Raw genomic sequence first — 20,628 nt, 5'->3', positions numbered from 1 at the left:
TCATGGCCGACTGCCACGTCGGGTAAAAGGCGTTGTGCGGAGTTTCCTATTCTCAAGGAGTCGTAGATGAGCTTTTCCTTTGTCGCGAAGGCGTCGGTGTTGCTGCTGTTCCTCGGCAGCACGCTCTATGTGCATTTGCGTGGCAAGGCGCGTTTGCCGGTCCTGCGTCAGTTCGTCAATCACTCGGCCCTGTTCGCGCCCTATAACGCCTTGATGTACCTGTTCTCCGGTGTGCCGTCCAAGCCCTATCTGGACCGCAGCAAGTTCCCGGAGCTCGACGTGCTCAGGGACAACTGGGAAGTTATCCGCGACGAAGCCATGCACCTGTTCGACGAGGGCTACATTCGCGCCGCCGAAAAGAACAACGACGCCGGTTTCGGTTCGTTCTTCAAGAAGGGCTGGAAGCGTTTCTACCTCAAGTGGTACGACAAACCGCTGCCATCGGCTGAATTGCTCTGCCCGAAAACCGTCGAGCTGGTCAGCCGCATCCCCAATGTGAAAGGCGCGATGTTTGCGCTGTTGCCGGGCGGTAGCCACCTCAACCCGCACCGCGACCCGTTCGCCGGTTCCCTGCGTTATCACCTGGGGTTGTCGACGCCGAACTCCGATGATTGCCGCATCTTCGTCGACGGTCAGGTCTACGCCTGGCGTGATGGCGAAGACGTGATGTTCGATGAAACCTACGTGCACTGGGTCAAGAACGAAACCGAGCAAACCCGCGTCATCCTGTTCTGCGACATCGAACGCCCCTTGAGCAACCGCCTGATGACCCGCATCAACCGCTGGATCAGCGGCTGGCTGGGGCGTGCTACTGCGCCGCAGAACCTTGACGATGAGCGCGTTGGCGGGATCAACCAGGCTTATGCCTGGAGCAAGACTTTCAGCGACAAATTCAGCGGTATGGTCAAGCAGTGGAAGCGCCGCAACCCCAAGGCCTATCGCGTGCTGCGACCGGTGCTGGCGGTGGTGGTGTTGACGTTGTTGGGGTATTGGTTGTTCGGTTGAGGCCGACCATGGAATGAAAAAACCGCTCCTTGGGAGCGGTTTTTTTATGCGCGCTTGCTCATGAGCTCCGGGCCTTGTAAGTGATCCGACTTGCCTGCGAAGGCGTTTTATCGGGCAACCACCTCAACCGGCTTCACCACTGCCGGCTTCAACACCAGCCACAACGCCGCCGCAATCAACACTCCGCCATAGAGGTGCGCCATCGACAGCGGCTCATCCAGCAACAGCGCGCCCCACAACACCCCGAACGGTGGAATCATGAAGGTCACGGTCATCGACTTCACCGGGCCGATCGAGCTGAGCAAACGGAAGTAAACGATGTAGGCAAACGCGGTGCAGCCCAAGCCCAATCCCAGCAACGACAACCAGACACTCCAGCCGCCCCAGCTCGCCGGTGGCTGGCTGATCACGCTGTAGCCGAACAGCGGCAGCAAAAACAAGGTGGCGCCGAGCATGCTGCCCAGGGCCGACAGGCGACTGTCGAGGCCGCCGGCCTGGTCGAGCCAGCGGCGGGCGAGGAAGCCGGCAAAGCCATAACAGGTGGTAGCCATCAGGCACGCCAGTGCGCCCATCAGCAGTTGCATATCGAACGCCACCGGACCTGCACGGGTGAGGATGCCGACGCCAAACAGTCCGAGAAACACCCCGCAGACCTTCGCTCCGGTGAGTTTTTCACTGAAGAACAATCCGCCGATCAACACGCCCATCAAGGGCGTGGTGGCGTTGAAAATCGCCGAATAGCCGGCCGGCAGCACTTGCGCGGCCACGGAATAGAGCGTCGCCGGAACCCCGGAGTTGATCACTCCGAGCAGCATCACCGTCTTGAGTTTGCCTTTGAAATCCCAGCTGATACGCAGCAGCCCGACGATCACCAGCAGCCCGACAGCGGCAATCGATACACGGAAAAAGGCAGTGGGGATTGTGCCAATCACTGGGGCGATAATGCGCATGAACAGAAAGCTCGCCCCCCAAATGGCGGCAAGTGACAACAAACGCAGGATATCGACGGGGTTCACAGCACTTTCCTTCCTTGATTGGCGCGCAAGTGTCGCGCCAGTCGGGGTACAAGGCAATGGTTGCGTTGCGTCACACGGGGCCACTAAGCTCAAGCTCCAACGATAAGAACAGCCGCAGAGGTTTCACCATGCCGCAGCAATGGCCAGCCGCCGACATCGCCCGAATGATCCTCGATGGCTTTGACGATTACCGCGAGCATTTCCGTCAGATCACCGACGGTGCCCGAGGCCGCTTCGAGCAAGCCCAGTGGCAGGCGACACAAGTCGCGTCGGCGGCGCGGATCAACCTCTACGAAGAGAAAGTCGGCGAAACGGTTGGGCGCCTGCATCAGTCGTTCGCCGCCGATGTGCTGATGGACGTCAGCAGCTGGCCGTTGGTCAAAAGCGCCTATATCAGCCTGATCGACCTGCGCTTCGACGATGAACTGTCCGAGACCTGGTACAACTCGATTTTCTGTGGGTTGTTCAGCCACGACCTGATCAGCGACGGCTGCATGTTCATCCACACCACGCGGCCAAGCCTGCGCCGCGCCCGGGCGGCGCAAACCCGCACCTACAAGCCCCATGGCCAGTTGTCCGGCATGCTCGCGAGTATTTTTACCGACTATCGCTTCAGCGAGGACTACGCCGATTTGCCCGGCGACCTGCGCCGCCTCGAAGCGCAATTGCGCGAGAACCTGCCGGACTGGGTCTGCAAGGACCCGGAGCTGAGTGTCGAGCTGTTTTCCTCGGTGCTTTACCGCAACAAAGGTGCCTATCTGGTGGGGCGCATCTTCACCCAGGACGATCAATGGCCACTGGTGATTCCGCTGCTGCACCGCGAAGGGCGGGGCATCCAGATCGATGCACTGATCACCGACGAGGCGGAGGTGTCGATCATCTTCTCCTTCACCCGTTCGTACTTCATGGTCGATGTGCCGGTACCGGCGGAGTTCATCGGCTTTCTCAAACGCATCCTGCCAGGCAAACACATCGCCGAGCTGTACACCTCGATCGGCTTCTACAAGCATGGCAAGTCCGAGTTCTACCGGGCGCTGATCAATCACCTGGCCAACACCGACGACCAGTTCATCATGGCCCCCGGCGTGCGCGGGATGGTCATGAGCGTGTTTACGCTGCCGGGCTTCAACACCGTATTCAAAATCATCAAGGACCGCTTCTCGCCGTCGAAAAACGTCGACCGCGCCACGGTGATCGAAAAGTATCGCCTGGTAAAAAGCGTCGACCGGGTCGGGCGCATGGCCGACACCCAGGAGTTCGCCGACTTCCGTTTCCCCCTGAGCAAGTTTGAGCCGGCATGCCTGGAAGAACTGCTTGAAGTGGCGCCGTCCACGGTGTCGGTGGAAGGCGATACGGTGCTGATTCGTCACTGCTGGACCGAACGCCGGATGACGCCGTTGAACCTTTATCTGGAACACGCCAACGAAGCGCAGGTGCGCGAGGCGCTGGAAGATTATGGCCTGGCGATCAAGCAACTGGCGGCGGCGAACATTTTCCCCGGCGACATGCTGTTGAAAAACTTTGGCGTCACCCGTCATGGTCGCGTGGTGTTCTATGACTACGACGAAATTTGCTTCCTGACCGAAGCCAACTTCCGCCACATCCCGCAACCGCGCACGCCGGAAGACGAAATGGCCTCCGAACCGTGGTACTCGATCGGGCCACTGGACGTGTTCCCCGAGGAGTTTCCACCGTTTCTGTTTGCCGATTCCGGGCAGCGAAAGTTGTTCGATCAGTTGCACGGCGAGCTGTACAACGCCGATTACTGGAAGGGGCTGCAGGAAGCGATTCGGGCGGGGAAGGTGATTGATGTGTTTCCGTATCGGCGCAAGGGGCTGGATAACGAATAGCTCGTCTGAGCGAACACACTGTGGCGAGGGAGCTTGCTCCCGCTGGGTTGCGAAGCGACCCCAAAACCATTCATCGCGCAGATTCAGACAGCCGCGATGAAAGGTTTACAACTGCTTCGCAGCCGAACGGGAGCAAGCTCCCTCGCCACAAAAGCGCGTCACTCAGCAGCCCAAATCTGCGACAATCCGCCTCCTGCGCCACTAGACGACTTTTGCGTACCTGATGACTGACGAATCGCCTTCCATCGACAAACTGCTGAAAAACCTCGATCACGCCATGCTCGCCGACCGCCACCGGCTGCGGCGGCAGTTGCTTGAGCTGCGCAAGAAACCTGACGAGGCCAAGCTGGCCCAGTGGGTGACGCGCACACAGGCGTCCTGTGATCAGGTGTTGGCGCGGCGCGCCAGCCTGCCGGTGATTCGCTACGACGACAGCCTGCCGATCGCCGCCAAGCGCGACGAAATCAAAGCGGCGTTGCTCAAACATCAGGTGCTGATCATTGCCGGCGAAACCGGTTCGGGTAAAACCACCCAGTTGCCGAAGATCTGCCTGGAAATCGGCCGCGGCCAGCACGGCCTGATCGGCCACACCCAGCCGCGTCGAATCGCCGCCCGCAGCGTGGCGAGCCGGGTCGCTGAAGAGTTGGCGACACCGTTGGGTGCGCTGGTGGGCTATCAGGTGCGGTTCGAGGACCAGAGCGATGCCAACACCCTGATCAAACTGATGACCGACGGCATCCTGCTGGCGGAAACCCAGAACGACCGCTACCTCGAGCGCTACGACACGATCATCGTCGACGAAGCCCACGAACGCAGCCTGAACATCGACTTCCTGCTCGGTTACCTGAAAACCCTGCTGCCCCGTCGTCCAGACCTGAAAGTCATCATCACCTCGGCCACCATCGACCTGGAGCGCTTCTCCAAACACTTCGATGACGCGCCGATTGTCGAGGTCTCCGGTCGCACCTTCCCGGTGGAAACCTGGTATCGCCCGCTGACCCTGGAGCAGGACGAGGAGGGCAACCGTGTCGAGGATGACCTGACCGTGGATCAGGCGATCCTCGCCACCCTCGACGAAATCGCCGCGTTCGAACGCAGTGAGCGCAAGAGCCCCGGCGACGTGCTGGTGTTCCTGCCCGGCGAGCGCGAGATTCGCGACGCGGCGGACATGCTGCGCAAGGCACAGCTCAAGCACACCGAGATTCTGCCGTTGTACGCACGGCTGTCGCCGGCCGAGCAGCAGCGGATTTTCCAGTCGCATCCGGGGCGTCGAGTGGTTCTGGCGACCAACGTTGCGGAAACCTCTCTGACGGTGCCGGGCATTCGTTACGTGATCGACAGCGGCACCGCGCGCATCAGTCGTTACAGCTACCGCGCCAAGGTCCAGCGTTTGCCGATCGAAGCGATTTCCCAGGCCAGTGCCAACCAGCGTAAAGGTCGCTGCGGGCGGGTCGAGCCGGGTATTTGCGTGCGCTTGTACAGCGAAGAAGATTTCATCGGTCGGCCGGAATTCACCGACCCGGAAATCCTGCGGACCAACCTCGCGGCGGTGATTCTGCAGATGCTCCATCTGCGCCTCGGCGAGATCACTGATTTCCCGTTTATCGAACCGCCGGACGGCAAGGCCATCAGCGACGGTTTCAACCTGCTGCAAGAGCTCTCGGCGGTGGATCGCAACAGTCAGCTGACCCCGCTCGGCCGCCAACTGGCGCGGCTGCCGGTGGACCCGCGTATGGGCCGCATGCTACTGGAAGCGGCGAAACTGGGCAGCTTGCAGGAAGTGCTGATTGTCGCCAGCGCCATGTCGATCCAGGACCCGCGCGAGCGTCCGCCGGAGCGTCAGCAAGCCGCCGATCAGGCCCACGCCCAGTGGAAAGACGTGGACTCGGACTTCGCCGGGCTGGTCAATCTGTGGCGGGGTTTTGAAGAACAGCGCCAGGCACTGACGGCCAGTCCGCTGCGTAACTGGTGCCGCAAGAACTTCCTCAATTACCTGCGCCTGCGCGAGTGGCGCGATTCCCATCGCCAGTTGAGCCTGATCTGCCGCGACATGCAGCTGAGCCTCAACAAAGAGCCGGCGGATTACCCTAAGCTGCACAAAGCCGTGCTGTCGGGGTTGCTCAGCCAGATCGGCCAGAAAACCGAAGATGGCGATTACCTCGGTGCCCGTCAGCGACGCTTCTGGATTCACCCGTCGTCGGGCCTGGGCAAGAAACGCCCGCAATGGCTGATGACCGCCGAACTGGTGGAAACCACCAAGCTGTACGCGCGGATGGTCGCCAAGATCGACGCCGACTGGATCGAGCCGCTGGCCGGGCACCTGATCAAGAAAAACCACTTCGAACCTCATTGGGAGAAGAGGCGTGGGCAGGTCGTGGCCTTCGAGCAAATCACCCTGTTCGGGCTGATCGTAGTCGGACGCCGGCCGGTGCATTACGGGCCGGTCGACCCGGTGGTGTCCCGCGAATTGTTTATTCGCGAAGCCTTGGTGCGTGGCGAGATTCAATCCAAAGCCAAGTGCCTGACGGCCAACAAGCAACTGCTGGAACAGCTCGACGAACTGGAAGCCAAGGCGCGTCGCCGAGACATTCTGGCCGACGAAGAAACCCTGTTCGCCTTCTACGATGCGCGCTTGCCGGCGGAGATCCACCAGACCGCGACCTTCGACAGTTGGTACCGGATCAACAGCCAGAAAGACCCGCAGCTGCTGATCATGCGCGAAGAGGACGTGCTGGCCCGCGAAGCCAGTGAAGTCACCGCCGCGCATTACCCCGACACCCTGCACATCGGCGACCTGGAACTGGCGCTGAGTTATCACTTCGAGCCCAACCATCCGCGTGACGGCGTGACCTTGCGCGTGCCAGCACCGCTGTTGCCGATGCTGCCGCCGGAACGCCTGGAATGGCTAGTGCCAGGCGTGATCGAGGCCAAGTGCATTGCGCTGGTGCGCAACCTGCCCAAGGCCCTGCGCAAGAATTTCGTGCCGGTGCCGGATTTCGTCAAAGCCGCGATGCAGCGCATGACTTTCGGCGAGGGCTCATTGCCTCTGGCGCTGGGCCGCGAGTTATTGCGCATGACCGGCGCGAGGGTCAGCGATGAGGCCTGGGCCGAAGCGTCGCAGCAGGTCGAAAGCCATTTGCGGATGAACCTGGAAATCGTCGACGGCCAGGGCAAGTTCCTTGGCGAAGGGCGTGATTTGGCAGAGTTGACCGCACGCTTTGCCGAGGCCAGCCAGGCCGCCTTGGCCGTGCCGCAAACCGCGAAAAGCCAGCAACCGGTGGAGGCGAAAGTCTTTGCCGCCGTCGCCGAGAAAACCCAGCAGAAGATCGCCGGGCTGTCGATGACGGTGTATCCGGCGCTGGTGGAAGAGGCCGGGACGGTCAAGGAAGGACGTTTCTCGACCCCGGCCGAAGCCGAGTTCCAGCATCGCCGGGCCTTGCAGCGCTTGCTGATGCAACAACTGGCGGAGCCGGCGAAGTTCTTGCGCGGCAAGTTGCCGGGGCTGACCGAGTTGGGCCTGATGTACCGCGAGCTGGGGCGCATCGACAGCCTGGTGGAAGACATTCTGCTGGCCAGTCTGGACAGTTGCATCCTCGACGGCGAAGACCCGTTGCCACGCGATGGTGCCGCACTGGCGTCCCTGGCCGAACGTAAACGCGGTGCCTGGACCGAGCACGCCGAGCGTCTGGCCAGGCTGACCCTGGAGATTCTCAAGCACTGGCACGGCCTGCAAAAACGCTTCAAGGGCAAGATCGACCTGGCGCAAGCCGTGGCCTTGAACGACATCAAGCAGCAGCTCAGCCATCTGGTGTACCCGGGGTTCGTGCGGGAAACGCCGATGCCGTGGCTCAAGGAACTGCCGCGTTACCTGAAAGCAGTCGAGCAGCGTTTCGAGAAACTCGGTGCTCAGGTGCAGAAGGACCGGGTCTGGAGTGGAGAATTGTCTGGCCTCTGGACCCAATACCAGACCCGCGCCAACAAACACGCCCAGGAAGGCAAGCGCGATCCGCAGCTGGAGCTTTATCGCTGGTGGCTGGAGGAATACCGGGTTTCGCTGTTCGCACAGCAACTGGGAACCAAGGTGCCGATCTCCGATAAGCGCTTGAGCAAGCAATGGACACAAGTCGAGCCCTGAACCCTGTGGGAGCGGGTATGAGTTCGACTCAGCAAAAGGCGCCAAAAGCCAGCGTTTATGGCAAACTTCGCGCCTATAAACGCCGGCCCGCGGTTTTCAGCCTCCACGGGCCCAGGCGGATCGGAATAAAGCGATGCCAGGTTTGCGTCCGGAACCTGGAATAGACCCTTTGTGTGTTGGTACGTCGGTGCCAGCGCTTTCTGCCTGAACGGATTAGAGAAACGACCATGCATAACGTCGTCATCAGCGGCACCGGCTTGTACACCCCGGCCAACAGCATCTCCAACGAAGAGCTGGTGCAGTCTTTCAACGCTTACGTCGCGCAGTTCAACGCCGACAACGCCGAGGCCATTGAGCGCGGCGAAATCCAGGCATTGACCGAATCCAGCGCAGCGTTTATCGAAAAAGCCTCCGGCATCAAAAGCCGCTTTGTCATGGACAAAGAGGGTATCCTCGACCCGCAACGCATGACGCCACGCTTGCCCGAGCGCTCCAACGACGAGTGGTCGGTGCTGTGCCAGATGGCCATTGGCGCGGCCGAGCAAGCCTTGCAGCGTGCCGGCAAGACCGCCGCTGACATCGACGGTGTGATCGTCGCCTGCTCCAACCTGCAACGCGCCTACCCGGCCATCGCCATCGAAGTTCAGGAAGCGCTGGGTATCCAGGGTTTCGGTTACGACATGAACGTGGCGTGCTCCTCGGCTACCTTCGGTATCCAGGCCGCCGCCAACAGTGTGCAACTGGGCCAGGCCCGGGCGATCCTGATGGTTAACCCGGAAGTCTGCACCGGTCACCTGAATTTCCGTGACCGCGACAGCCACTTCATCTTCGGCGACGCCGCCACCGCGGTGATCATCGAGCGCGCCGATCTGGCGACCTCCAAGTACCAGTTCGAGGTGGTCAGCACCAAACTGCTGACCAAGTTCTCCAACAACATCCGCAACAACTTCGGCTTCCTCAACCGCGCCGCGGAAGAGGGCATCGGTGCCCCCGACAAGCTGTTCGTCCAGGAAGGCCGCAAGGTGTTCCGCGATGTCTGCCCGATGGTTGCCGAGCTGATCGCCACGCACCTGGAAGAAAACCAGCTCAACGTCAGTGACGTGAAGCGTTTCTGGCTGCACCAGGCCAACCTCAGCATGAACCACCTGATCGTCAAGAAGCTGCTGGGCCGTGAAGCCACTGAAGCAGAAGCCCCGGTGATTCTCGACACCTACGCCAACACCAGCTCCGCCGGTTCGGTGATTTCGTTCCACAAGAATCAGGACGATCTGGTCAGCGGTTCGCTGGCTGTGCTCAGTTCGTTCGGCGCCGGTTATTCGATTGGCAGCGTGATATTGCGCAAACGTTGATCGAAGGGGTTGTTGTTCTTTCCTCTGGCTTGTGATGACTTTTCCTACATTCGAAATAGTCGGAAGGCTGTAATTTTCGGAAATTCCAGCAGGACGATGCCTACAGGCGAAGTCCTGCTGTTTTCATTTTCGAGGTCAGAACAAGGGGGTTGTTAATGGCGGCTGACGACGCGCAACTGCTTGAGCGCTTGCTGGCAGGTGAACAAAAGGCTTTCAAAGAGTTGGTCAGCACTTATCAGAGCGCCATGCGTGCGGTGGCCTACGCTATTGTGGGCAACCGGCATGCCGACGAAATTGTTCAGGATGCCTGGCTATCGGTTGTGCGTAACCTGAGCGGATTCGAGGGACGTTCGAGCCTCAAGACCTGGCTGCTGACTATCACCGCCAACTCGGCCAAGAGCCGCTACAAGCAAAACCGCCGGGAAGTGTTGCTCGATGACCTGCCGTCGCCCCATGGCACGATCGATGATGATCGTTTTTCATCGAGCGATGGTCATTGGCTGGTGGCGCCGTTTGCCTGGCATCAGGACACGCCAGAGGCGCTGTTGACTGAAAACGAACTGCGCGAATGCCTGGAGCACACGCTGCTCAGCCTGTCGGAACTGCAAAGCAGTGTTTTACTGTTGCGCGAGCGACAGGGGCTGGAGTTGGAGGAGATCTGTAATCTTCTGGAAATCTCGCTCTCCAATGTTCGTGTGCTGCTGCATCGGGCACGGTTGAAGGTCTTTGCGACCGTAGAACATTTTGAGGAAACCGGCGAATGCTGACCTGTAAGGAACAAGTGGCGCGCTCCAGTGATTATCTCGATGGCCAGTTGAGTTTTCGCGAGCGTCTGATGATGCGGCATCACTTGATGTTTTGCCCCAATTGTCGGCGATTCATTCGGCAGATGCGGTTGATGCAGGCGACCTTGCGGGTGATGCCGCAGAAGCCGGTCGAGGATGTGGAGGCGCTGGCCGAGCGGCTGGCGGCGCAGCGGCGTAAAGATCGTTCCTGAAGGAAAGCACAGGCCGGCGCGGGTGAAACGAACGGATGATGGGGGTCGTTGCCCCGCGCCAGACTGTTGAACCTCTTCAAACGACACGACCGTATGTAAACCGCATCGTTTGAAGTGTGTGGCTTCGCAGCTTAGAACTTCGCTTCCGCGTCCAGTTGCAGCGTGTTGGTGTTGGCATCACGCTGGGTACGGCTGGAGAAGTCGGCTTTAGTCAGGAAGTAAGTGGCACCGAGGGCGAAGTTCTTGTCGATGTCGTAACCGACTTTGAACTTGTGACCGCGAGAACCGGTGGTGCCGTTGGCGAAGTCCGAGTCGGTGAAGGCGCCGACCACGGCGTTACGCTGCACGTCGCGGTAGTTGTAGTCGAGGTTGAAACCGAAGACTTTCGATTTGGCACCGACTAGCCAGGCAGTGTCCTGATCGGTCACGGCATCGTTGTTCTTCACGTATTGGCCGTAGAACGACAGCGGCATCGGCAGGCCGCCGATATCGATCTGGCTGAAGCCTTCGTACAGGCGGAACTCGTTGTTGGCCGAGTTGCCGTTGACGGCCAGGGCGCACGGTGTGGAGGTGCCGGTGCAACGGCTGTCTTCGTCGTTCTGGTAGGCATAGACGCTGCCGCCGACGGTCAGTTTCAGGTTGTCGGTGATGGCGAAACGGCTGCCCAACTGGCCGGCGGTCAGACGCAGGTCGTGACGAAATTGCACGCCTTCTCCGTCGACGTTGTCCTTGAGGTTGTAGTTGCCCAGGCTACCGAACAGTTCGGCACTGCTGCCCAGCGGGTATTTGTAGGTCACTGCCAGACCTTCCGGGTTGATATCACTGTCCCAGATCACATCACCCATGCTGACCCACGGTTGCAGCATCTTGCCGCCGATCACATGCAGGTTTTTGATGGCGTCCGGGTGGTAGTCGATGTAGCCCAGATCCAGCCAGATCTGCTTCTTGTCGAAGTAGTTGTCCATGTCCTGGTTGGTCGAGCGAGCATCGTCACCGCCGCCGGTGGCAATGCGGATGCCGGTGTCCACTTGCGGGTTGATTTCGCTGTAGGCACCCAGACGGGCGCGGATGCGTTGACGATCCTTGTCACGGCCACCGTTGTTGGGTTCGCCGTCGATCTTGACCGTTTCCTGGCGTACGCGAACGTCGCCCTTGAACTGGGTCTTGGCGGCCCAGGCCAGCTTCTGGTCGAAGGCGCTCAACTCGTTGGCTTTCTTCGCGGCGACCGCTATCTGTTCGTTGGTCTCTTGCTGCGCCTGCTGCGCGATTTGCTGAGCCTTCTGATCCTTGGCCAGTTCGGTTTGCAGTTCAACGTACTGCGCCTGGGAAATAGAACCGTTAGCCTTGAGCATGTCGAGCAGTTTGGCGTCGACTGCGGCACTGGCCGGAACACTCATGGCCAGCAGCAGGCCACCACACAAGGCCGCCGCAGTTTTCGTGGAAGCAAGACGCATAGCAATCTCCGAAGATGAGAGGGATGGCTGAACCATCCTGGACACAACCGACAGTTGAAGGTCGGAAAACAGTGGCCGGGTAGAACCCGACGCTCTAAAAACAGGCGCCAGTATCGCGATGGTTTATGACAGGTCAGTGGCGAAGTGATGGCAGGTCGATGACGATACAAACGTTTCCGAAATGCCCGATTCAGAGCCTTGTATCGGATTGACGCGTGTGGATCGCCCTGCGATCGGCGATACTCGCGGAGCTGTCACGCCAAGATGTGGAGAGGAAAATGCCGCTGCAACGTCTGCATACACTGTCGCAAATCGCAGCCCGTACCTGGGATGCCCTGGTGCCGGAGAATCAGCCGTTTCTGCGCCACGCGTTCCTCGGTTCACTGGAAGACAGCGGCAGCCTGGGCCCGCATTCCGGCTGGCAGCCCGAGCATCTGCTGCATGTCGAAGGCGAGCGCCTGATCGCCGCGCTGCCCAGTTACCGCAAATGGCACTCCTACGGCGAATACGTGTTCGACCATGCCTGGGCCGATGCCTGTGAGCGTGCGGGCATCGACTACTACCCCAAACTGTTGACGGCGGTGCCGTTCAGTCCGGTCAGCGGGCCGCGATTGCTGGCGGCGACGATCGAGGACGGTTTCGAACTCTTGCAGAGCCTGCCGGGTTATCTGGAGATAGAAAAACTTTCCAGTGCCCACATCAATTTCACCGATCCGTTCACCGACGCTGCATTGGCCGAACAGCCAGGCTGGTTGCAGCGCATTGGCTGTCAGTACCACTGGCAGAATCGTGATTACCGGGATTTTCAGGACTTCCTCGACGCCCTCAGTTCGCGTAAGCGCAAGCAAATGCGCAAGGAGCGTGAGCAGGTGGCAGGGCAGGGCATCGACTTCGAATGGCTGGAAGGCCGGCAGCTGACCCAGGCGCAGTGGGACTTTGTGTACGCCTGCTACGCCAATACCTACGCGGTGCGTCGGCAGACGCCTTACCTGACGCGGGAATTTTTCAGTCTGCTGGCCGAGCGCATGCCGGAGTCGATTCGCGTGGTGCTGGCCAAACAAGGTTCACGGCCGGTGGCCATGGCCTTCAGCCTGGTCGGCGGCGACAGCTTTTATGGCCGTTACTGGGGTTGCCTGGCGGAGTTCGATCGCCTGCACTTCGAGACCTGTTTCTATCAGGGTATGGATTACGCCATTGCCAACGGCTTTCAGCGTTTCGACGCCGGCGCTCAGGGCGAACACAAACTGATTCGCGGCTTTGAACCGGTGATCACCCATTCCTGGCATTACCTGCGCCATCCGGGCTTGAAGTCGGCGGTGAAAGACTTCCTCGAGCGCGAACGCGTCGGGGTGCTGGGGTATGCAGAAGAGGCGAAGACCGCCTTGCCTTATCGACAAGGCTGATCTTCGCCGTTGATTGCAGGCTCAGTCGCGCAGATTAACTGTCTTCTTTGCCCAGCCAGCGGTACATCACACCACCGATGACCGCCCCCAGAATCGGCGCCAGCCAGAATAGCCATAGCTGTTGAATCGCCCAGCCCCCGACAATAAGCGCCGGTCCGGTACTGCGGGCCGGGTTGACCGAGGTGTTGGTGACCGGAATCGAGATCAGATGGATCAGGGTCAGCGCCAGGCCGATGGCGATGGGCGCCAGCCCGGCCGGGGCGCGTTTATCGGTGGCGCCGAGAATGATCAGGATGAACATGGCGGTCATCACCAGTTCACTGACAAACCCCGCCGCCATCGAGTAGCCGCCTGGCGAGTGTTCGCCATAGCCATTGGACGCCAGGCCGCTGGCCAGTTCGAAGCCGGGTCTGCCACTGGCGATGAAGTACAGCAAGGCCGCTGCGATGATCCCGCCAATCACCTGGGCGATGATGTAGGCGGGCAGTTCTTTGGCAGGGAAGCGTCCGCCGACGACCAGTCCGACTGAAACCGCAGGGTTGAGATGACAACCCGAGATGTGGCCGATGGCGAAGGCCATCGTCAGTACCGTCAAACCGAATGCCAGGGACACCCCCAGTAAACCGATCCCCACGTTTGGAAACGCTGCCGCCAGGACCGCACTGCCGCACCCTCCCAATACCAGCCAGAACGTACCTACCAATTCTGTAGCCGAACGTTTGAACAAAGACATAGCGAGTTTCCCTATCGAGATAACACTGTCGTTGTGCATCCAGCAGATGGACTACGGAACCTCCAGTACCTTGGCTGAGTACAGCAGGATTTTTACGGAATTCCAGTGACCATAAAAAACCGCCAGAGCCCGTGGTTAGCGGGCTCTGGCGGTTTCTGGTGTTCTTCTGTGTGGCTGATGGCGCCAAGATCGCGGCTCAATCGATCCCGACAAACCCGCCGGTCTGGTGTTGCCATAACCGTGCATACAAACCGCCATGGGCCAGCAGTTCGGCGTGGCTGCCGGTTTCGGCGATCTTGCCGTTTTCCAGCACCACCAACCGGTCCATCCGGGCAATGGTCGAGAGACGGTGAGCGATGGCGATCACGGTTTTTCCCTGCATCAGGGTTTCGAGGCTTTCCTGGATTGCTGCTTCGACTTCCGAGTCCAGTGCCGAGGTCGCTTCGTCCATGATCAGGATCGGCGCGTCCTTGAGCAGCACCCGGGCGATGGCAATCCGCTGACGCTGGCCACCGGAGAGTTTCACCCCGCGCTCACCGACATGGGCATCGAAACCGGTGCGGCCTTCGGAGTCCGACAGCAGCGGGATGAACTCGTCGGCACGGGCCTTGCGCACCGCTTCCCAGAGTTCGGCGTCGGTGGCGTCGGGTTTGCCATACAGCAGATTGTCGCGGATCGAGCGGTGCAGCAGTGAGGTGTCCTGGGTGATCATGCCGATGCGTTCGCGCAGGCTTTCCTGCCCGACTTCGGCGATGTTCTGGCCGTCGATGAGGATCCGCCCGCCCTGCACGTCATACAGGCGCAGCAGCAGGTTGACCAACGTCGATTTGCCGGCGCCGGAGGGGCCGATCAGGCCGATTTTTTCGCCGGGCTTAATGGTCAGGTTGAGGCCGCCGATGATCCCGCTCTTCTTGCCGTAGTGGAAATCGACGTGTTCGAAACGCACCTCGCCACGGGCCACTGCCAAGGGTTTTGCCTGTTCGCGGTCGGTGACGCTGACCGGTTGGGCGATGGTCTGCAAACCGTCCTGGACCATGCCGATGTTTTCGAAAATGCCGTTGACCACCCACATGATCCAGCCGGACATGTTGACGATGCGGATCACCAGCCCGGTGGCCAAGGCAATCGCGCCCACGCTGATCAGTGACTGCGTCCACAGCCACAGGGCCAGCCCGGTGGTGCCGACGATCAAGAGGCCGTTCATGCTGGTGATGACCACGTCCATGCTGGTGACCACACGGCCGGCCAGTTGGGCTTTTTCGGTCTGTTCCGCAATGGCTTCGCGGGCGTACTGCTGTTCGAAGTTGGTGTGGGCGAACAGCTTGAGGGTAGTGATGTTGGTGTAGCCGTCGACGATCCGCCCCATGAGTTTGGAGCGCGCATCGGAGGACACCACCGAACGCTCTTTCACCCGCGGCACGAAGTAGTAGAGCGCGCCGATGTAGGCGGCGATCCAGATCAGCAGCGGGATCATCAGTCGCCAGTCGGCTTCGGCGAACAGCACCAGCGAGCTGATCGCATAGATCAGCACGTGCCACAGCGCATCCACCGCTTGCACGGCAGAGTCGCGCAGGGAGTTGCCGGTTTGCATGATGCGTTGGGCGATGCGCCCGGCGAAGTCGTTCTGGAAGAAATTCAGGCTCTGTTTGAGCACGTAACTGTGGTTCTGCCAGCGGATCAGGCTGGTCATGCCGGGACTCAAGGTCTGGTGCACCAGCATGTCATGCAGGGCGAGGAACAAGGGGCGCAGGATCAGCGCCACCGCCGCCATCCAGGCCAATTCCACGCCGTGGACCTTGAAGAAGTCGACGTTGGATGTGCTCTGGGTCAGGTCGATGATGCGACTCAGGTAGCTGAACAGCGCCACTTCGATCAGCGCGCCGAACAGGCCGACGACCAACAAAACGGCGAAGATTGGCCAGACCTGCTTGAGGTAGTAGGTATAGAAGGAGAGAACCCGACTCGGTGGAGCCGCCGTCGGGGCGTCGCGGAAAATGTCGATCAGTTTTTCGAAACGGCGATAAAGCATCGGTTCTCCGCCCGTGTACGGGCTCTCCTTTAAACGATATGAGCGGCGCCGGATATCGACCGGCCACCGCTCAAGACTGCCGGTGTACTCAGTCGATGCGCTTGGCCGACTTGATCAGCACCGGGTCGACAGGCACGTTCTGCATGCCTTGTTTGGTGGTGGTCTGAGAGTTGACGATGATGTCCACCACGTCCATGCCCTTGACCACTTTGGCGAAGACGGCGTAACCGGCGTCGCGACCCGGATCGAGGAAGGCGTTGTCGGCCACGTTGATGAAGAACTGGCTGGTGGCCGAATCCGGGTTTGAAGTACGCGCCATCGACAGCGTGCCACGCACGTTATGCAGGCCGTTGCTGGCTTCGTTTTTGATCGGTGCCTTGGTTTCCTTCTGTTGCATCTGTGCAGTGAAACCACCGCCCTGAGCCATGAAACCTGGAATCACACGGTGAAAAATCGTGTTGTTGTAGAAGCCACTGTCGACGTACTCAAGGAAGTTCTTGGTACTGATCGGCGCCTTGACCGGGTCCAGTTCGATTTCGATCTGGCCGTTGGTGGTCTCCAGCAGCACGTGGGGTGCCTTGGCCGGCGTAGCGGCCATCAGGTTGGCGGCAAACAGAACGGAGCCGGCGACGAGGGCGATTTTTTTCAGCATGGGTCAGTGATCCTGAGTGGTGGTGTCGACTGCGGTGAGAAACTCGAGCAGCGTTTGGTTGAAGCGTTCGGGTTGATCCAGCGGGGTGGCGTGGCGCGAATCGGCGATCACCACCAGCCGCGCATCGGGCAGCAGTTTTACATAGGTTTCTTTCAGCGCGACCGGGGTGTAGTCACGGTCGGCGCTGACGACGAGGGTTGGACAGGAAACCCTGGAAAGTCGTTCCTGAACCCCCCAGCCAACGATGGCATCGAAGCTGGCGAGATAAGCATGTTTGTCGTTTTTTGCCCAGCGCGCCGCTATTTTTTGTCGTAACGAAGCTTGTTCCGGCTTGGGAAACAGTTTGGCGCCCAGGGCCTTGCCGATGGTGCCCATGCTCAGCACGCGCATCAGGCTCCAGCGTTTGAACCACTGCCAATAATCGTTGCGGCTGCGCCGTTTGACCTCGGGCGCGCTGTTGACGATGCACAGGCTCTTGAGCAGTTGCGGCTGGTCCACCGCCAGTTGAAAAGCGATCATGCCACCCATCGAAAGCCCCACAAGATGTGCAGGGCCAAGGTTCAAGTGTTCGATCAGCGCGATCAGGTCGGCGCTGAACCCGGCGATGCTGTAGCGCTCGCGGGGTTTGTCGGAGCGCCCGTGGCCGCGCACATCCGGCACGATCACCCGATGGTGGGCGGCGAGCGCCGGGATCTGCATTTCCCAGTCCTGGGTGCTGGAGCCCAACCCGTGAACCAGCAGCAACGGAGTGCCGTGGCCATATTCCTCATAGTGCAGGTTGCAACCTTCATGTTCGAAATAGGCCATAGGTACACTCCGTGTCAGGCTTGTTCGGGCGCGGCGAAGGGCGCATCCAGCGGCGCGGTGTCAAAGGTGCGCAGCAGTTCGATGAGAATCTGCGTGGCCGGGCCCAAGGGTTTGTCCTTGTTCGAATACAGATAGAAACTCGGGTTGCGGCTTCCGCCCTGATCCAACGGTAGCACTTTGAGCGTGCCTTCTTTGAGTTCGCGCTCGATCATGTGCCGGGGTAGCCAGGCGAAGCCCAGACCGCTGCTGACGAAGGTCGCGGCAGTGGCCAGGCTGCCGACGGTCCAGCGCTGTTCGGCACCGAGCCAGCCGACATCTCGCGGTTGCTGACGGCCGGAGTCGCGGATCACCACTTGCATCTGGCTTTCCAGGTCCTGGAAGCTCAGCTCGCGATTCAGACGATGCAGGGCATGTTCGGGGTGGGCGACCGCGATGAATTCGACATCGCTCAGCTCCGCGCCCAGGTAGCCGGGAATACTGAAACTGGTAATGGCCAGATCGGCCACGCCTTCGAGCAATACTTCTTCCACCCCCGATAACACTTCTTCACGCAGCCGCACCCGGCAACCGCGACTTTGCGGCATGAACGCGGTCAAGGCGCGGACGAGGCGGGCGCTCGGGTACGCGGCGTCGACCACCAGCCGTACTTCCGCTTCCCAGCCTTGTTCCATGTGGTGGGCCAGGTCTTCAAGTTGGCTGGCCTGTTTCACCAGTTGCCGGGAGCGGCGCAGCAGCACGCCGCCGGCCTCGGTGAGCACCGCTTTGCGGCCATCGATGCGCAACAGCGGTACGCCGAGTTGGTCCTGCATGCGCGCTACGGTGTAGCTGACCGACGATTGCGAACGGTGCAGCACTTCGGCGGCCTGGGCGAAACCGCCGTGATCGACCACGGCCTGCAACGTTCGCCATTGATCAAGGGTCACGCGGGGCGCTTTCATGTTGAGCTCCTCTTGTCCTAAGCTGGCAGCTCTTATTGGAGACTGCCGAATGAAAAAAATCTGTTGTGTGATGGCGGGGTGTGCGGTGTTGGCGATGTTGCCTCTGACTGCGTTTGCCTATCCGATCGATGTCAATAAACAGCTCAACGGTTTGAAGGTCGACTACAACGCCTATGACACGGACGCCGACATCGGCTCCATTCAGGTCAACAACTACGGCGACACCGACGTCACTTGCAAAGTGGTTTTCAATAACGGTCCGGAAGCGCCACGCACCCGCAAGATCGACGTACCCGCCGGCAAACACAAAAACGCCACGGCCAAGTTCACCCGCACCATCATCAAGCTGCGTATCGACCTGACTTGCACCCCGAAATGACCTCAAGCGGAGCATGTCGGCTGGGCATGCTTCGCTTATAAACGAATTTATCGATGCTTTATAGCAGTTATTTGCGCTTTTTCATCGATATGACTCTGTTTAACCTTCACTCCATCGACCTACAGCATTCTCAGATGGAGGCTACATCCCATGTCCCGCGTTCTGATCATCGAAAGCAGCGCCCGTCAGCAAGACTCGGTTTCCCGCCAGCTGACCCAGACCTTCATCAGCCAATGGAAAGCCGCACACCCGGCCGACCAGATCACCGTCCGTGACCTGGCCGTCAACCCGGTGCCGCACCTGGACATCAACCTGCTGGGCGGCTGGATGAAACCTGTCGATCAACGCAACGAGATCGAACAGGCCTCGCTGGAACGCTCCAACCAATTGACCGACGAACTGCTGGCCGCCGACGTGCTGGTGATGGCGGCGCCCATGTACAACTTCGCGATTCCGAGCACCCTGAAAGCCTGGCTCGACCACGTGCTGCGTGCCGGCGTGACTTTCAAATACACCGAGACCGGTCCGCAAGGTTTGCTCAGCGGCAAGCGCGCCTACGTGCTGACCGCTCGCGGCGGGATCTACGCCGGCAGCACCGCGGATCATCAGGAACCTTACCTGCGTCAGGTCATGGGCTTCATCGGCATCCACGACGTCACGTTCATTCACGCCGAAGGCATGAACCTGGGCGGCGACTTCCAGGAGAAAGGCTTGAACCAGGCCAACGCCAAACTGGCCCAGGTCGCCTGAGTCGTTAATCGCCAGATAATCGCTGGATGGTCTAGTGACCTGGCGCGACCCTTCAAGCCTGCACGCGCATCGAACCTCCCTTTGCACTTATTGCTCCTGAGTGCTCTAGCCCGATTGAACGCTTTAGCGAGATCGGGCTTTTTTTTGCCTGGGATTTAGTGGGCGCTGATGATTCTGTGGGACCGGGCTTGTTGTTGGCTGAGCGTTCGCGATAACGGGCAAAAACCGCTATCGTCGCCGCCATTCAAAACGAGGCGAGCATGGGCTATCTACTTTTTGTCACGCTGATCCAGGCGTTTTCCTTCAGTTTGATCGGCGAATACCTGGCCGGTCATGTCGACAGCTACTTCGCGGTGCTGGTGCGAGTGCTGCTGGCGGGGCTGGTGTTCATTCCGCTGACACGCTGGCGTCAGGTCGAGCCGGCATTCATGCGCGGGATGTTGCTGATCGGCGCGCTGCAGTTCGGTGTGACCTATGTCTGTTTGTATTTGAGCTTCCGCGTGCTGACGGTGCCGGAGGTGTTGCTGTTCACCATCCTCACGCCGCTGCACGTGACCCTGATCGAAGACGCGCTGAACCGGCGCTTCAATCCGTGGGCCTTGATCGCGGCATTGGTGGCCGTGGCGGGTGCGGCAGTGATTCGCTACGACCGGATCAATCCGGACTTCTTCATGGGCTTTTTGTTGCTGCAACTGGCCAACTTCACCTATGCCGCCGGGCAGGTGCTCTATAAACATCTGGTGGCCCGCCATCCGAGCGATCTGCCGCATTACCGGCGATTCGGCTACTTCTATCTGGGCGCATTGGCGGTGGCGTTGCCGGCATTTCTGCTGTTCGGCAAACAGAACTTCCTGCCCGAAGCGCCGCTGCAATGGGGCGTGCTGCTGTTCCTCGGACTGGTCTCGACCGCGCTGGGCTTGTACTGGTGGAACAAGGGCGCGTGCCTGGTGAATGGCGGGACGCTGGCGGTGATGAATAATCTGCATGTGCCGGTGGGGTTGCTGATCAATTTGCTGATCTGGAATCAGCATGAAGAGTTGGGGCGGTTGTTGTTGGGTGGATCGGTCATTCTGGCGGCGGTGTGGATCAGCCGGTTGGGTGTACGCCAACCCGTCATTGCACACTAAACCG

Annotated in this window: 17 protein-coding genes; 10 read left to right on the top strand and 7 right to left on the bottom strand. The window is 60.1% G+C overall.

The window, feature by feature from the left end; all coding sequences use genetic code 11:
* Positions 1-66 precede the first annotated feature (66 nt).
* Complete coding sequence (locus AC1DIS_RS06075; RefSeq protein WP_018926742.1) at positions 67-1,005, top strand: aspartyl/asparaginyl beta-hydroxylase domain-containing protein; 939 nt, start codon at positions 67-69, stop codon at positions 1,003-1,005.
* A 107-nt stretch (positions 1,006-1,112) separates the two neighbouring features.
* Here AC1DIS_RS06075 and AC1DIS_RS06070 read toward each other — a convergent pair whose 3' ends face one another.
* On the bottom strand, positions 1,113-2,021 hold the full coding sequence (locus AC1DIS_RS06070) for a DMT family transporter (protein ID WP_018926741.1): 909 nt from the start codon (positions 2,019-2,021) through the stop codon (positions 1,113-1,115).
* 128 nt (positions 2,022-2,149) lie between these two features.
* Between AC1DIS_RS06070 and aceK the strand changes: the two genes are divergently transcribed.
* The 5 genes from aceK (at position 2,150) to AC1DIS_RS06045 (ending at position 10,352) form a co-directional block, all read left to right on the top strand.
* Complete coding sequence (aceK, locus tag AC1DIS_RS06065) at positions 2,150-3,871, top strand: bifunctional isocitrate dehydrogenase kinase/phosphatase (protein ID WP_086944851.1); 1,722 nt, start codon at positions 2,150-2,152, stop codon at positions 3,869-3,871.
* Between the two features lie 223 nt (positions 3,872-4,094).
* Complete coding sequence (gene hrpA / locus AC1DIS_RS06060; RefSeq protein ID WP_018926739.1) at positions 4,095-8,006, top strand: ATP-dependent RNA helicase HrpA; 3,912 nt, start codon at positions 4,095-4,097, stop codon at positions 8,004-8,006.
* Between the two features lie 227 nt (positions 8,007-8,233).
* Positions 8,234-9,355 carry a beta-ketoacyl-ACP synthase III gene (locus AC1DIS_RS06055; protein ID WP_477743400.1) on the top strand — a complete coding sequence of 374 codons (1,122 nt, stop codon included), beginning with the start codon at positions 8,234-8,236 and terminating at the stop codon, positions 9,353-9,355.
* 155 nt (positions 9,356-9,510) lie between these two features.
* Positions 9,511-10,122: an RNA polymerase sigma factor gene (locus tag AC1DIS_RS06050; RefSeq protein ID WP_018926737.1), complete on the top strand. Its 612-nt coding sequence runs from the start codon at positions 9,511-9,513 to the stop codon at positions 10,120-10,122.
* On the top strand, positions 10,116-10,352 hold the full coding sequence (locus tag AC1DIS_RS06045; RefSeq protein WP_007934080.1) for an anti-sigma factor family protein: 237 nt from the start codon (positions 10,116-10,118) through the stop codon (positions 10,350-10,352). Before AC1DIS_RS06050 ends, AC1DIS_RS06045 begins: the two co-directional genes overlap by 7 nt.
* Positions 10,353-10,483: 131 nt before the next feature.
* Here the strand turns inward: AC1DIS_RS06045 and AC1DIS_RS06040 are convergent, their stop codons facing one another.
* Positions 10,484-11,806 (bottom strand): putative porin, encoded by a 1,323-nt coding sequence (locus AC1DIS_RS06040; protein WP_477743401.1) that lies wholly within the window; start codon positions 11,804-11,806, stop codon positions 10,484-10,486.
* Positions 11,807-12,084: 278 nt separating this feature from the next.
* On the opposite strand from AC1DIS_RS06040, the gene AC1DIS_RS06035 reads away from it, so the two are divergent.
* On the top strand, positions 12,085-13,209 hold the full coding sequence (locus AC1DIS_RS06035; protein ID WP_018926735.1) for a GNAT family N-acetyltransferase: 1,125 nt from the start codon (positions 12,085-12,087) through the stop codon (positions 13,207-13,209).
* A gap of 34 nt (positions 13,210-13,243) precedes the next feature.
* Here the strand turns inward: AC1DIS_RS06035 and aqpZ are convergent, their stop codons facing one another.
* The 5 genes from aqpZ to AC1DIS_RS06010 form a co-directional block, all read right to left on the bottom strand.
* Complete coding sequence (gene aqpZ / locus AC1DIS_RS06030; RefSeq protein ID WP_064619652.1) at positions 13,244-13,942, bottom strand: aquaporin Z; 699 nt, start codon at positions 13,940-13,942, stop codon at positions 13,244-13,246.
* 196 nt (positions 13,943-14,138) lie between these two features.
* Positions 14,139-15,971, bottom strand: a complete 1,833-nt coding sequence (locus tag AC1DIS_RS06025) for an ABC transporter ATP-binding protein (protein ID WP_018926733.1) — start codon at positions 15,969-15,971, stop codon at positions 14,139-14,141.
* An 88-nt stretch (positions 15,972-16,059) separates the two neighbouring features.
* Complete coding sequence (locus tag AC1DIS_RS06020) at positions 16,060-16,623, bottom strand: peptidylprolyl isomerase A (RefSeq protein ID WP_007934039.1); 564 nt, start codon at positions 16,621-16,623, stop codon at positions 16,060-16,062.
* Positions 16,624-16,626: 3 nt separating this feature from the next.
* Complete coding sequence (locus AC1DIS_RS06015; RefSeq protein ID WP_064619649.1) at positions 16,627-17,430, bottom strand: alpha/beta fold hydrolase; 804 nt, start codon at positions 17,428-17,430, stop codon at positions 16,627-16,629.
* Positions 17,431-17,444: 14 nt separating this feature from the next.
* Complete coding sequence (locus AC1DIS_RS06010; RefSeq protein WP_018926731.1) at positions 17,445-18,368, bottom strand: PA3225 family LysR-type transcriptional regulator; 924 nt, start codon at positions 18,366-18,368, stop codon at positions 17,445-17,447.
* A 49-nt stretch (positions 18,369-18,417) separates the two neighbouring features.
* Here AC1DIS_RS06010 and AC1DIS_RS06005 point away from each other — a divergent pair, with 49 nt between their 5' ends.
* The 3 genes from AC1DIS_RS06005 (at position 18,418) to AC1DIS_RS05995 (ending at position 20,624) form a co-directional block, all read left to right on the top strand.
* A complete protein-coding gene (locus AC1DIS_RS06005) occupies positions 18,418-18,747 on the top strand; it encodes a hypothetical protein (RefSeq protein ID WP_007934049.1) in 330 nt (109 codons plus the stop codon).
* Positions 18,748-18,897: 150 nt separating this feature from the next.
* Entirely contained in the window at positions 18,898-19,497 is a 600-nt protein-coding gene (locus tag AC1DIS_RS06000; protein ID WP_018926730.1) for an FMN-dependent NADH-azoreductase, read from the top strand.
* Positions 19,498-19,757: 260 nt separating this feature from the next.
* Positions 19,758-20,624: a carboxylate/amino acid/amine transporter gene (locus AC1DIS_RS05995; protein WP_007934051.1), complete on the top strand. Its 867-nt coding sequence runs from the start codon at positions 19,758-19,760 to the stop codon at positions 20,622-20,624.
* Positions 20,625-20,628: the final 4 nt, after the last annotated feature.

Source organism: Pseudomonas sp. 05N433 (assembly GCF_056396925.1).
Note: the sequence above shows the minus strand (reverse complement) of the source record. Positions and strands in the feature narration are given on the sequence as shown.

What these genes read in the sequence shown, in the direction of transcription:
- AC1DIS_RS06045 (WP_007934080.1), top strand. Translation starts at nt 10,116, where the DNA reads ATGCTGACCTGTAAGGAACAAGTGGCGCGCTCCAGTGATTATCTCGAT.
- aceK (WP_086944851.1), top strand. Translation starts at nt 2,150, where the DNA reads ATGCCGCAGCAATGGCCAGCCGCCGACATCGCCCGAATGATCCTCGAT.
- AC1DIS_RS05995 (WP_007934051.1), top strand. Translation starts at nt 19,758, where the DNA reads ATGGGCTATCTACTTTTTGTCACGCTGATCCAGGCGTTTTCCTTCAGT.
- AC1DIS_RS06050 (WP_018926737.1), top strand. Translation starts at nt 9,511, where the DNA reads ATGGCGGCTGACGACGCGCAACTGCTTGAGCGCTTGCTGGCAGGTGAA.
- hrpA (WP_018926739.1), top strand. Translation starts at nt 4,095, where the DNA reads ATGACTGACGAATCGCCTTCCATCGACAAACTGCTGAAAAACCTCGAT.
- AC1DIS_RS06040 (WP_477743401.1), bottom strand. Translation starts at nt 11,806, where the DNA reads ATGCGTCTTGCTTCCACGAAAACTGCGGCGGCCTTGTGTGGTGGCCTG.
- AC1DIS_RS06015 (WP_064619649.1), bottom strand. Translation starts at nt 17,430, where the DNA reads ATGGCCTATTTCGAACATGAAGGTTGCAACCTGCACTATGAGGAATAT.
- AC1DIS_RS06055 (WP_477743400.1), top strand. Translation starts at nt 8,234, where the DNA reads ATGCATAACGTCGTCATCAGCGGCACCGGCTTGTACACCCCGGCCAAC.
- AC1DIS_RS06000 (WP_018926730.1), top strand. Translation starts at nt 18,898, where the DNA reads ATGTCCCGCGTTCTGATCATCGAAAGCAGCGCCCGTCAGCAAGACTCG.
- AC1DIS_RS06010 (WP_018926731.1), bottom strand. Translation starts at nt 18,368, where the DNA reads ATGAAAGCGCCCCGCGTGACCCTTGATCAATGGCGAACGTTGCAGGCC.
- AC1DIS_RS06020 (WP_007934039.1), bottom strand. Translation starts at nt 16,623, where the DNA reads ATGCTGAAAAAAATCGCCCTCGTCGCCGGCTCCGTTCTGTTTGCCGCC.
- AC1DIS_RS06005 (WP_007934049.1), top strand. Translation starts at nt 18,418, where the DNA reads ATGAAAAAAATCTGTTGTGTGATGGCGGGGTGTGCGGTGTTGGCGATG.
- AC1DIS_RS06025 (WP_018926733.1), bottom strand. Translation starts at nt 15,971, where the DNA reads ATGCTTTATCGCCGTTTCGAAAAACTGATCGACATTTTCCGCGACGCC.
- aqpZ (WP_064619652.1), bottom strand. Translation starts at nt 13,942, where the DNA reads ATGTCTTTGTTCAAACGTTCGGCTACAGAATTGGTAGGTACGTTCTGG.
- AC1DIS_RS06035 (WP_018926735.1), top strand. Translation starts at nt 12,085, where the DNA reads ATGCCGCTGCAACGTCTGCATACACTGTCGCAAATCGCAGCCCGTACC.
- AC1DIS_RS06075 (WP_018926742.1), top strand. Translation starts at nt 67, where the DNA reads ATGAGCTTTTCCTTTGTCGCGAAGGCGTCGGTGTTGCTGCTGTTCCTC.